This is a genomic window from Streptococcus sp. ELY_137 (assembly GCF_058314515.1).
The window spans coordinates 163,402-176,245 of record NZ_JBZFUL010000003.1 but is presented as its reverse complement, the minus strand read 5'-3'; the positions used below and the strand labels follow the sequence as shown (position 1 = coordinate 176,245).

Sequence of the window (12,844 nt, the reverse complement as noted above, 5' to 3'; positions counted from 1 at the left end):
AGTTTTGTTGGTAATGATACCACTAGTTAGTAGAGGTGAATAAAAAAGGCATGAAAACTAGATTAATAATCACCAGATTTCATGCCTTTCTGTTTCTTTAATTTTTCGTTAATGCTTCTCAGGTTTTATTGCTATAAGCTACTGTTTCTCAATGTCAGTTTAGTCGCTAATCTGGTCAAAGTCGGAATGGTGTCACTATTAAGGATATGACGGTTGAGGACATCAACAGCACAGCGTCCCATGTCTTTAGTGTAGACGGTAACGCTACTGAGACTAGGAAAGACTTCTTTGGCTAAGGGGGTATCGTTAAAGGAGACGAGACTGACGCGGTTAGGTACAGAGAGATTGGCTTCTTGCAGGGCTCGTAAGGCTCCGATAGCTAAAGTATCATTGGCAATGAAGAAGGCAGCAGGGAGATTTTCCTTAAGGTCTGTAATAGCCTTTTTCATTAGCTGATAGCCTGATTGACTAGAAAATTCTCCCTTAAAAATGATTCGGTCATCAAGGATATTTTTTTCGTAGGCATAGGTTTTAAAGATTTTCAGTCTTGGATCGTTAAGTAATTCTGCGTCGTCGGCAGTCTTTTCCTGACCAGCAATCATGCCGATATTATTGATACCTTTAGCAAGGAAGTAATCAATAACACTGGTGACAGCATGTTCAAAATCAGTCGTCACACAGGAATGCCCAGCAGTTAAGGTATCGCTATCCACGAAAACAATAGCATTATTATAGGCTTCTAGCTCTTTAATTTGTGTCTGGCTGTATTTGCCAATAGCTATCAGTCCAACGACCTCTTGGTCTAGCTTAATGGGTTCGTCTTGAAAGAAACGTAGAATATCGTAGCCCAGTTCTTGGGCTCTTTTTTCAACTCCAGTCCGAATAGCGTAGTAATAAAGGTCATTGAGTTCTTCCTTTTGACTGTACCACTGGACGACAGCAATTTTTTGTCGAATTTTAGTAAAATTTCCGCTTTTTTGATGTTTGGTATAACCCAATTCATCGGCGATACTTAAAATGCGGTGTCTGGTTGTCTCACTAACTGAAAGGGTTTCATCGCGGTTGAGTACTCTAGAAACGGTAGCAAGAGAAACTTTTGCAAGCTTGGCAATATCTTTTAAAGTTGCCATTTGATGATCCATCCTATCTTTATTTTAGTTATGACCAGTATAGCACAAGTAATAAGATTAGTAAAAATTTAGTAAAATTATTGACGAAAGCGATTTCACTGGATAAAATGAAATTAATAAAAATTGAATGGAGAAAATTTATGGATAGTGCAAGTTTAAATCAAGCTTTTGAGGAAGTTTTTAAACAGCAAGCAGATGCTACCTTTTTTTCACCCGGACGCATTAACCTAATTGGTGAACATACGGATTATAATGGAGGTCATGTCTTTCCAGCAGCTATTTCACTAGGAACCTATGGTGCTGCTCGCAAACGGTCGGATCAGACTTTGCGATTCTATTCTGCCAATTTTTCTGAGGTTGGAATTATCGAAGTTGACCTAAATCATCTGGTTTATGACTCAGCAGATGGCTGGGCCAATTATCCTAAAGGGATGATTAAGTTTTTACAGGAAGCTGGTCATGTGATTGACACTGGACTTGACCTTTATGTCAATGGAAATATTCCTAATGGTTCTGGCCTCTCCTCGTCTGCTTCCTTAGAATTATTAGTGGGAATTGTCGCTGAGGAACTTTACCAACTCAAGCTTGAGCGTCTTGATTTAGTCAAAGCTGGTCAAAAGACTGAAAATGATTTTATTGGTGTCAATTCTGGTATTATGGACCAGTTTGCTGTCGGGATGGGAGCTGATAAAAGGGCCATTTATCTGGATACTAACACCTTGGAATACGACTTAGTTCCGCTTGATTTGGGCGATAATCTGATTGTTATCATGAACACCAATAAACGGCGTAAATTGACTGATTCAAAATACAATGAACGTCGGTCTGAGTGCGAAAGGGCAGTAGAAGAGCTGAACAAGAAACTTGCGATCAAGACGCTGGGCGAGTTAGATGCCAAAACTTTTGATGAGTATTGCTATCTTATTAAAGATGCTGACCGCATCAAACGGGCTCGCCATGCTATCTGGGAGAATCAACGAACCCTGCAGGCTCGTAAAGCTTTGGAGTCTGGTCAATTAGCAGAATTTGGCCGCTTAATCAACGCTTCTCATGTTTCCTTAGAACATGATTATGAGGTAACCGGTCCTGAGTTGGATACCTTGGTTCATGCTGCCTGGGAACAAGAAGGCGTTCTCGGAGCTCGGATGACAGGTGCTGGATTTGGTGGTTGCGCTATCGCTCTGGTCGCCAGAGATAAGGTGGGAACTTTTACACAAGCCTTAGAAAAAATTTATACCCAAATTATTGGCTATGCCCCTGCTTTTTATACCGCAGAGATTTCACAAGGATCACGTGTTTTATCACGTAAGTGTTAAGAGGAATCTAGAATGACAAGCTTAGTAAGTACTTTTGTAGAGAAAATTATTGCTAATAGTGATTACCAAGAGATGGACAGTATCTATCTCCACAATCGAATATTGGCCTTGGTCGGAGAAGACGGTGTTGATAAAGAGAGTGGGCTGACAGGTTTGATTGAACTCAAGGAAGCTTTGCTCCAAGTGGCTGTGGCAAATGGAAAGGTGGGAACTTTAGCAGAAGAAAAGGACTGTCTGGGAGCAGAATTGATGAATTTTATCACTCCGGCTCCTAGTAAGGTCAACCAAGACTTCTGGCAGACCTATGGTGACTCTCCGACGCAAGCCATTGCTGATTTTTACCGACTAAGTAAGGCTAATGACTATATTAAGGTAGCAGCTATCGCTAAAAATATTGCCTATCAAGTGCCTTCGGCTTACGGTAATATCGAAATTACAATTAATTTATCCAAGCCTGAAAAGGACCCCAAGGCAATTGCTGCAGCTAAGAAAGTTAAGGCGTCTTCCTATCCCAAGTGTCAACTTTGTATGGAAAATGAGGGATATCAGGGTCGGATTGACTATCCAGCCAGAGCCAACCATCGCATTATCCACCTAGATTTGTTAGGACAGGAATGGGGCTTTCAATATTCGCCCTATGCTTATTTCAATGAGCATTGTATCTTTTTAGATCGCCAGCATATCCCTATGCAGATCACAAGAAGAACTTTTGAGCAACTTCTAGAGATTGTGGATAAATTTCCCGGTTATTTTGCAGGTTCGAACTCTGACCTACCTATCGTTGGGGGATCTATACTGACCCATAACCACTATCAGGGGGGACGTCATGTTTTCCCTATGGAGAAGGCAGAACTTGATTATACTTTTTATTTTAAAGATTTCCCTGATATTAAAGCTGGAATTGTCAAATGGCCTATGTCGGTCATTCGTTTGACGGGGAAGAATAAAAGCCGTCTTGTAGCCTTAGCAGAAGAGATTCTCCAAGCTTGGCGACACTATAGTGATCCCGAAGTGGATGTAGTCGCTTTTAGTCAAGAAGGTTCTCACCATACGGTAACTCCGATTGCCAGAAAACGCAATAGCCAGTTCGAGTTGGATATAGTTCTCCGCGATAACCATACATCAAACCAGTATCCAGATGGTGTTTACCATCCTCATGCCGATGTTCAGCATATCAAAAAGGAAAACATTGGCCTAATCGAAGTCATGGGGTTGGCTATTCTCCCTCCTCGTCTAAAAGCGGAATTAATTGAGGTTGAAAACTACCTGATAAATCAGTATAATGAGATTGCTGACTATCACAAGGCTTGGGCGGATGAGTTAAAAAACTCTGCTAATGTTAGCGTTGGTAATGTGCATCAGGTTGTGCAGCATGCAGTCGGCCAAGTTTTTGTTCGCGTGCTGGAAGATGCGGGTGTCTATAAACGAAATAAAGATGGTCAACTGGCATTTAGACGCTTTCTTGAAACCATTGGCATAGACTAAGCAAATGAATCAAATGATGAAAGGGAGGGCTCAAGCCCTAGCGTATCTTGTAACATGGCAATTTTAGTTCTTGGAGGAGCTGGTTATATCGGCTCTCACATGGTGGATTATTTGGTTCAAAAGGGGCAGGAAGATGTTGTAGTGGTGGATAACTTGGTGACTGGTCACCGGGCTGCTGTTCATCCATCCGCCAAGTTTTATCAAGGAGATTTAGCAGATCAAAATTTCATGCGGCAGGTTTTTAGGGAAAATCCTGACCTTAATGCTGTTATCCATTTCGCGGCTTTTTCTCTGGTGGCTGAGTCTATGGAGAATCCTCTCAAGTATTTTGATAACAATACAGCCGGGATGATTAAACTTTTGGCAGTTATGAATGAGTTTGACATCAAGCATATCGTTTTCTCGTCAACCGCAGCGACTTATGGCATTCCGGAAGAAATTCCTATTAAAGAAACAACGCCACAAAGACCTATTAATCCTTATGGCGAAAGTAAGTTGATGATGGAGACCATTATGAAATGGTCCGATCAGGCTTATGGGATTAAGTTCGTGCCTTTGCGTTATTTTAATGTGGCTGGAGCTAAGCCAGATGGTTCTATTGGTGAGGATCATGGACCTGAAACCCACTTGCTGCCAATCATTCTTCAGGTAGCTCAAGGGGTACGAGAAAAAATCATGATTTTTGGGGATGACTATGATACTCCAGATGGCACTAATGTGCGTGACTATGTTCATCCTTTTGACCTGGCATCGGCCCACTTACTGGCTCTAGATTATTTGCGTCGAGGCAATCCCTCTACCGCCTTTAATCTAGGTTCGGCGACAGGCTTCTCTAACTTGCAAATTTTAGAAGCTGCCCGCAAGGTCACAGGTAAGGAAATTCCAGCTGAAAAGGCTGACCGCCGGCCAGGAGATCCTGATACTTTGGTTGCAGATTCGACCAAGGCCAGAGAGGTTCTCGGCTGGGCACCTGAATTTGATAATATTGAAAAAATTATTCAAACTGCTTGGGCTTGGCATTCCAGCCACCCAAAGGGTTATGATGATAGAAATGCATAAAGCAGTAAAAACTCCTAGTCTGGCTATACGTTAACGACTAGGAGTTTTTTTGTGATTTTATTCAAAAAATTCATGAAGAAATTTACTAGGAAATTCGCGAACTTCAAGTAGTCAACTACTATTTTTAAACTGGAAAGGTGTAAAGTTTTTTTAATTCACTCTTTAGAAGGGTTAGCTAATTTTTTCAGTTGCTCCTTGCGGAAGCAGCTAGGATTTTTCTTGAAGTATTTTTTAAAGACTTTGCTAAAAGCTAAAACATCGGTGAAACCAACAGAGTGAGCAATCTCTGTTATGGTTAGGTTAGTCTTTTTTAGGAGACTGGCTCCTTTTTCCATACGTACTTTTAGTAAATATTCTTTGATGGAGTAGCCAGTTCGTTCTTTAAAGATTTTGTAGAGATAGCTCCGATTGAGATTCAATTTTTTGGCTATTTCAGAAACTTTCAGCGGTTGATCGTACTGACTATGGATAATTTTCAAAACCTGCCGATTATAATTTTCAATCTGTTGACCGACATCTTGGTTAATCGGGGGAAACTCTTCCAACAGGCTGGCCAACAATTGGTAGAGCTGAGCCAAAAGCCGTAATTCATTGATCGTTGTTAAAGAACGATCATCGCTATCAAAAAGTTCCAATAATTGTTTCAAGATAGCCGAATCTAATGAAGAGTGGGCATAATAGTCGGTCATGAGAGAAGTTTGTTGGAGGAGGGAGTCTGCTCTAGATCCACTAAAGCCTATCCAAAGATAAGTCCAAGGCTCTTTTCTATCAGCTTGGTAAAAGCTAACACGATTTTTAGGTAACAAAAATAAGTCTCCTGTTCCTAGAGATACAGATTTTCCGTCTATCCGAAGGTTTCCCTGACCGCTAATGATAAAATGAAGGACATAGTTATCACGGGTACTCGGTCCAAAAGAATAGCCAAAATCACAAGCTTCAGCACCATAGTGGTCAATATTGAGGTCAATGTGGTTGCTGTCGAATTCATTGTAGGTATTTAAAACATTCATTTTAGCCTCCTTGTCTTTAGGCAACATTATACCATATAAAGGAAACATAGGACTATATAATAAAACGCTTACAACGATTATAATAGAGAAGTAAGCAAGTAGATTACTTAGGAAGGGTATGTCTATGGGAATTAAGATTGAAGGTAATCTATTTTATATAGAAGCGCAGACTTCTTCAATGATTATTGAACAAAAGAATTCTGATTTACTGTTAAGGCATCTGGGAAGGAAAATCTCCCAATATCATTTTTCTAATAGGGTTCATGAACGCGATCATGCCTTTTCTGGAAATCCCGATCCAAATGTCAGAACCTATAGCTATGACACTCAGCGACAGATTCTAGGGACTCACGGTTTTGGTGATTTTAGGCAGCCAGCCGTAGTCCTGCAGCATGGTAATAATGCTTTGAATCAGTTCAAATTTACCGAGGCTAGGGTCATAGAAGGTGTAGTGGTGGCCAGTGGCTTACCGAACCCGTATTCAGCTGAGGGGGCTGAAACCTTGGAATTAAGCTTGGTTGATGACCTTTCCCAAACAAGGGTCAAACTTTACTATACAACTTATTCTGGGCGAGACACCTTATCGACTTTTATTCGGATTGAAAATTTTTCTAAAGAAAAAGTTATCCTTCACCGTATCTTATCGGCCATGTGTGATTTGCCAGCTGCTCCTTATGATGTAATCAGTCTCCAAGGAGCCTATGCTAGAGAAAAAACGGTTAGAAGGCAAGCGGTTGAACAGGGAACTTTTTCCATCAGTTCCAATCGGGGGGCTTCTGGCCATTCGCAGACACCTGCTCTAATTTTGTGTGAACAAGAAGCTAATGACTATTATGGTGAATCTTTAGCCTTGCAACTCCTCTATAGTGGAAACTTCCAAGCTTTTGTTCAGCAGAATCAGCTCAATGAAATCCGTTTGGGAATAGGTATCAATGATGAGAATTTTGCTTGGGAGCTAAAGCCAGGTGAGACTTTTGATACCCCTGTAGCCCTGATTAGCTATAGCGATCAAGGATTGACGGCTCTTAGCCAAGAGAGCCAGTCCTTTGTTCAATCCCACATCATTCCCCAGCAATTCGCAGATGTTGAGCGTCCTATTCTCATCAATAACTGGGAGGCAACCTATTTTGATTTTCAAAAAGACAAATTGCTTCAGTTAGCAGATGAGGCCAGTCAGTTAGGGATGGAGCTTTTCGTACTAGATGATGGATGGTTCGGCCATCGCTTTGATGATAATCGGGCTCTGGGTGACTGGTGGGTAAATGAAGAAAAATTAGGGGGCAGCTTAAACCAGTTGATTGCTGACATCCATGCCAAAGGCTTGAGATTTGGCCTCTGGGTTGAACCTGAGATGATTTCCGAAGATAGTGATCTTTATAGGAAGTATCCTGACTGGGTCATTCAGGCAGCTGGACGCAGCCACACCTATTCTCGCAACCAGCTTGTTCTAAACTTTGCAAACCCTGAAGTAGTAGAGTATATTAAGCTAACTTTTGATGATATCTTGCGTCGGCATGCAATCGACTATATCAAGTGGGATTACAATCGTAATATCACCAATGTTGGTAATGGTGATACCTATCTGGAGACACAAATGCAATCCCATGCCTACATATTGGGACTGTACGAGGTTATTGATTATCTGACAAAGAAGCACCCGCAAGTTCTCTTTGAGAGCTGCTCGGGCGGTGGTGGCCGCAATGACCTTGGAATGATGCGATATTTCCCACAAGTTTGGGCCAGCGATAATACAGATGCTATTTCTCGCTTGTCTATTCAGTATGGATCTTCTTATCTTTACCCAACAATCTCTATGGGAGCTCATGTGTCAGCTGTTCCCAATCACCAAATGGGAAGGGTTACGCCGCTTAAAACACGAGGACATGTCGCTATGATGGGTAATCTCGGCTATGAGTTGGATTTAACCAAGCTTTCTGACTTAGAAAAGGAAGAAATTGCTGATCAAGTTAAGCGATATAAGGCTATCCGTCCAACCGTTCAAAAAGGGAGGCTTTACCGCCTTCTTAATCCAATCAGAGGGGCTAATGAGATGGCTGTCCAGTTTAATGATGACAAGCAGGTGGTTCTTACTTATGTCCGTATTTTGTCCACGATTGAGACCATGGAAACAACCCTCAAGCTAAAAGGATTGGATCCGGACGCAACTTATAAATTGGTAGATGAGGATAAGTCTTATTCGGGTGCTGAACTTATGTATGCTGGTTTGACCATGGTTCTTCCTCAAGGCGACTACCTCAGTAAGCAACTTTATTTTGTAAAAGAAACTTAGACAGACTTAATCGCCTGTCTTCTAGCCCTAATAGAATTTTGGAAGAATGGAGGCTAATTGATGAAATGGTTTAAACAAGTAAAATTCATTCTAGGCTTAGGAATGATAGTTCTGGCGGCTGTATTTTTAACAGCCTGTCACAAGGATTCCTCGCCCAGTGGAAAAGTAACGATTGAATATTTCAATCAGAAAAAGGAAATGTCCAAGACCTTGAAGGAAATCGCTAAAGATTTTGAAAAGGAAAATCCTAAGATTCATGTCAAGGTTGTCGATGTACCAAATCCTGGTGATGTCTTGAAATCACGGATGCTCTCAGGTGACGTCCCCGATGTCATTAATATCTACCCACAAAATGTTGATTTCCAAGAGTGGGCAAAGGCGGGTTATTTTGAAGATATGACCCATAAGTCCTATGTTAATAATATTAAAAATAACTATGCCCAGAAGTATGCTATCAAGAAAAAAGTTTACAATGTTCCTCTCTCCGCTAATGTTTATGGTATCTACTATAATAAGACAGCTTTTGCCAAACTTGGTTTAAAGGTTCCAGAGACTTGGAATGAATTTGAAAGCTTAGTTGATACCATCATCAAAAACAAGCAAACCCCATTTGCCATTGCTGGTTCTGAAGGTTGGACACTCAATGGGTATAATCAATTGGCTTTTGCAACCTCAGCTGGTAGCAGTAAAGCGGTCAACAATTACTTACGTTTTTCAAAAACTGATTCGATTAAAGCCAGCGATCCTCTAATGAAAAAGGATATCGAACGCTTAGACTTACTGCGTAAGAAAGGAGCTCTCCAAACCAATTGGCAAGGTGCCAGCTACAATGATGCCTTAGTTAGCTTCGCTAAAGGAGATGCCTTAATGACGCCAAATGGTTCTTGGGCCTTGACCGTTATTAAACAGCAGGATCCGAATTTTGAAATTGGTACCTTTGCGTTTCCAGGTGAAAAGAAAGGAGATTCTCTAACTATTGGCGCAGGTGACTTGGCTCTCTCTATCTCCTCTAAAAGTAAGCACAAGAATGCAGCTAATAAGTTTGTGGCCTATATGACAACAGCTAAGGCTATGCAGAAATACTATGACATTGACGGCTCGCCAATTGCGGTTAAGGGTGTCAAAGAAAAACCTGATTCCGAGTTAGCCAACCTTAATAAGTTAGCCTTTACCAATCGTCACTTGGTTTGGTTAGCTCAAGATTGGACCAGCGAGAACGATTTCTTCACCTTGACCAGCAACTATCTGACAACTGGTAATAAGCAAGGTTATGTTGATGATTTGAATGCCTTCTTTAATCCCATGAAGGCGACGGAATAGGAGGAAAGTCATGCAGTTTAGAAAATTTTTCAACAAATATTGGGGCTGGTCATTTCTGATTATTCCCTTACTTTTACAGGCTATTTTCTTCTATCTGCCTATGATTCAGGGAGCTTTTTATAGTTTGACTGACTGGACGGGCTTAACCTACAATTTCCATTTTGTTGGTCTCAACAACTATAAGATTTTGGCCACAGATAACAAGTTTCTGTCCGCTATTGGATTCACCCTGATTCTGACTGTTTGTCTCATCGTTGGTGAGATTGCTTTGGGGATTTTCATTGCTAGGGCTCTCAATTCAAAAATCAAAGGACAGACCTTCTTTAGGGCTTGGTTCTTCTTTCCAGCAGTTCTGTCTGGGTTGACCGTTTCCTTGATTTTTAAACAAGTTTTTAATTACGGTCTGCCTGCTATCGGTTCTGCCCTGCATATTGACTTTTTGAAGGTCAGTTTATTAGGGACTAATGCAGGTGCTATTTTCTCCGTTATCTTTGTCCTCTTATGGCAAGGATTAGCCATGCCAATTATTATTTTTCTATCGGGTCTGCAAAGTATTCCATCTGAGATTATTGAAGCAGCTGAAATTGATGGAGCAAGCAGTCGCCAGATTTTTTGGAGTGTAGAGCTTCCCTACCTCCTTCCAAGCATCTCAATTGTCTTTATTATGGCTCTGAAAGCAGGTCTAACTGCCTTTGACCAAATTTTTGCCCTGACTGGCGGTGGACCAAATGACTCTACGACCTCTCTAGGACTCTTGGTCTATAACTATGCCTTTAAGAATAATTCTTATGGCTATGCCAATGCTATTGCCCTTGTTCTCTTTGTCATTATCGGTATCATTTCTATTTTGCAAATTAGACTGTCTAAAAAGTTTGAAATTTAAGAGGAGGTCTATGAAAATGAAAAAACATAAAACTCTTGATAATTTTTGGAAATATGTCCTTCTCAGTGCTGGCGGTTTTCTTATTTTAATACCTTTACTGGTTACCGTTTTTAGCTCTTTTAAAACCACTAAGGATATTATGGAGAATTTTTTCTCCTGGCCAAATCCTTTCACCTTAAATAACTATCAAAGACTCTTAAATGATGGTATTGGTAGTTACTTCTGGAATTCCACCATTATCACCGTTGTTTCGGTCGCTGTTGTTATGCTTTTCGTTCCAGCGGCAGCTTACTCCATTGCCCGCAATATGTCTCGGAAGAAGGCCTTTGCTATCATGTATAGCCTTTTGATTCTTGGAATTTTCGTGCCCTTTCAAGTCATTATGATTCCTATTACTGTGATGATGAATCGGCTTGGTTTAGCTAATATGTGGGGGTTGATTATCCTCTACCTGACCTATGCTATCCCTCAGACTCTTTTTCTCTATGTTGGGTATATCAAGATGAGCGTTCCAGATAGTCTGGATGAAGCGGCAGAAATTGATGGGGCAGATAGGTTTACGACTTATTTCAAAGTTATCTTTCCTATGCTAAAACCTATGCATGCGACGACCCTCATTATCAATGCTCTCTGGTTCTGGAATGACTTCATGTTACCCCTCTTGATTTTGAACAAGGATTCCAAACTTTGGACCTTGCCTCTCTTCCAATACAATTATACCGGTCAATATTTCAATGACTATGGGCCAAGCTTTGCGTCCTATATTGTTGGCATTATCACTATCACCATCGTCTACCTGATCTTCCAAAAGCATATCATTTCAGGAATGAGCAATGGTGCTGTCAAATGATAACTAAAAGCTAAGTGAGTTAGAAAAGAGGTTGCGATGACACTAACAAATAAAACGATGCTAATTACCTACTCAGATAGTTTAGGTAGGAACCTAAAAGAGCTGGATGAAAATATCGGCACCTATTTTGGAGATGCAATTGGAGGCGTCCATCTCCTGCCTTTCTTCCCCTCGACGGGAGATAGGGGATTCGCTCCAGTTGATTACGATAAGGTGGATTCTGCTTTTGGTGACTGGGATGATGTCAAACGTTTAGGTGCTAAATACTACTTGATGTTTGATTTTATGATTAATCATATCTCCCGTCAATCTAAGTATTATAAGGATTTTCAAGAGAAAAAAGATGCTTCTGACTATGCGGATTTATTTCTGCGCTGGGAAAAATTCTGGCCGGAAAACCGTCCAACCCAAGCAGATATTGATTTAATTTATAAACGTAAAGACAAAGCTCCTATGCAGGAGATTGTCTTCGCCGATGGAACCAAAGAACATCTCTGGAATACTTTTGGAGAAGAGCAGATTGATCTAGATGTTACCAAAGAAGTGACTATGGACTTTATCAAAAAGACCATCGACCATCTAGCAGTCAATGGTTGTGACCTCATTCGCCTAGATGCCTTTGCCTACGCTGTGAAAAAGTTGGACACTAATGATTTCTTTGTTGAACCAGAAATTTGGGATCTTCTAACCAAGGTACAGACAATCGCCAAGAAAGCAGGAGCAGATATCCTGCCGGAAATACATGAGCACTATTCCATCCAGTTCAAAATTGCTGAGCATGACTATTTCGTTTATGATTTCGCCCTTCCAATGGTAACCCTCTACTCTCTCTATAGCGGTAGGGTGCAACGTTTGGCAGATTGGCTGGCTAAAAGTCCTATGAAACAATTTACTACGCTGGATACCCATGATGGCATCGGAGTTGTAGATGTTAAAGATATCTTGACAGACGAGGAAATTGGTTACACTTCCGATCAACTCTACAAGGTTGGAGCCAACGTCAATCGCAAATATTCAACGGCAGAATATAATAACCTTGATATTTATCAAATCAACTCGACTTACTATTCAGCCCTTGGTGATGATGACAAGAAGTATTTCTTAGCCCGTCTCATTCAAGCTTTTGCACCAGGGATTCCGCAAGTTTATTATGTTGGACTTTTGGCTGGAAAGAACGATCTGGAACTTTTGGAAAAAACCAAGGAAGGTCGCAATATCAATCGCCATTATTATAGTAGTGAGGAGATTGTACAAGAAGTTGAACGGCCAGTTGTCAAAGCTTTGATCAAACTGTTTAGCTATCGCAACAACTCTCAAGCTTTCGACTTAGACGGCAGCCTTGAAGCGGAAGTTCTAGACGACCACACCATCGTTATTAAGCGTTCTAATCAGGATAAGAGTGCTTTAGCCCAAGCTGTTATTAATTTGCAAGATTTAACCTATCAGGTCACTGAGAATGGTCAAACCATTACATTTGAATGAGAAGGAGTTAACAGAAGAA

At 40.9% G+C, this 12,844-nt stretch carries 10 protein-coding genes; 8 read left to right on the top strand and 2 right to left on the bottom strand.

Features of this window, described 5'->3' with window-relative positions; all coding sequences use genetic code 11:
• Nucleotides 1-131: 131 nt before the first annotated feature.
• Complete coding sequence (locus AC4HAO_RS03910) at nt 132-1,130, bottom strand: LacI family DNA-binding transcriptional regulator (protein ID WP_491134650.1); 999 nt, start codon at nt 1,128-1,130, stop codon at nt 132-134.
• 140 nt (nt 1,131-1,270) lie between these two features.
• Here AC4HAO_RS03910 and AC4HAO_RS03905 point away from each other — a divergent pair, with 140 nt between their 5' ends.
• The 3 genes from AC4HAO_RS03905 to galE are packed head-to-tail and all read left to right on the top strand — an operon-like array spanning nt 1,271 to nt 4,990.
• A complete protein-coding gene (locus tag AC4HAO_RS03905) occupies nt 1,271-2,446 on the top strand; it encodes a galactokinase (protein ID WP_491134649.1) in 1,176 nt (391 codons plus the stop codon).
• A 12-nt stretch (nt 2,447-2,458) separates the two neighbouring features.
• Entirely contained in the window at nt 2,459-3,931 is a 1,473-nt protein-coding gene (gene galT / locus AC4HAO_RS03900) for a UDP-glucose--hexose-1-phosphate uridylyltransferase (RefSeq protein WP_491134648.1), read from the top strand.
• Nucleotides 3,932-3,985: 54 nt separating this feature from the next.
• Nucleotides 3,986-4,990, top strand: a complete 1,005-nt coding sequence (galE, locus tag AC4HAO_RS03895) for a UDP-glucose 4-epimerase GalE (protein WP_491134647.1) — start codon at nt 3,986-3,988, stop codon at nt 4,988-4,990.
• 155 nt (nt 4,991-5,145) lie between these two features.
• Here the strand turns inward: galE and AC4HAO_RS03890 are convergent, their stop codons facing one another.
• Nucleotides 5,146-6,000: an AraC family transcriptional regulator gene (locus tag AC4HAO_RS03890; protein WP_491134646.1), complete on the bottom strand. Its 855-nt coding sequence runs from the start codon at nt 5,998-6,000 to the stop codon at nt 5,146-5,148.
• A 124-nt stretch (nt 6,001-6,124) separates the two neighbouring features.
• Between AC4HAO_RS03890 and AC4HAO_RS03885 the strand changes: the two genes are divergently transcribed.
• From AC4HAO_RS03885 to gtfA, 5 genes are read left to right on the top strand one after another with little or no spacing between them, the layout of a single operon-like run.
• Nucleotides 6,125-8,290, top strand: a complete 2,166-nt coding sequence (locus AC4HAO_RS03885) for an alpha-galactosidase (protein WP_491134645.1) — start codon at nt 6,125-6,127, stop codon at nt 8,288-8,290.
• A 60-nt stretch (nt 8,291-8,350) separates the two neighbouring features.
• Nucleotides 8,351-9,610: an extracellular solute-binding protein gene (locus AC4HAO_RS03880; RefSeq protein WP_491134644.1), complete on the top strand. Its 1,260-nt coding sequence runs from the start codon at nt 8,351-8,353 to the stop codon at nt 9,608-9,610.
• A gap of 10 nt (nt 9,611-9,620) precedes the next feature.
• Nucleotides 9,621-10,493, top strand: a complete 873-nt coding sequence (locus AC4HAO_RS03875) for a carbohydrate ABC transporter permease (RefSeq protein WP_447452178.1) — start codon at nt 9,621-9,623, stop codon at nt 10,491-10,493.
• A 16-nt stretch (nt 10,494-10,509) separates the two neighbouring features.
• Nucleotides 10,510-11,343 (top strand): carbohydrate ABC transporter permease, encoded by an 834-nt coding sequence (locus AC4HAO_RS03870; protein ID WP_491134643.1) that lies wholly within the window; start codon nt 10,510-10,512, stop codon nt 11,341-11,343.
• A 36-nt stretch (nt 11,344-11,379) separates the two neighbouring features.
• On the top strand, nt 11,380-12,825 hold the full coding sequence (gene gtfA, locus AC4HAO_RS03865) for a sucrose phosphorylase (protein ID WP_491134642.1): 1,446 nt from the start codon (nt 11,380-11,382) through the stop codon (nt 12,823-12,825).
• Nucleotides 12,826-12,844: the final 19 nt, after the last annotated feature.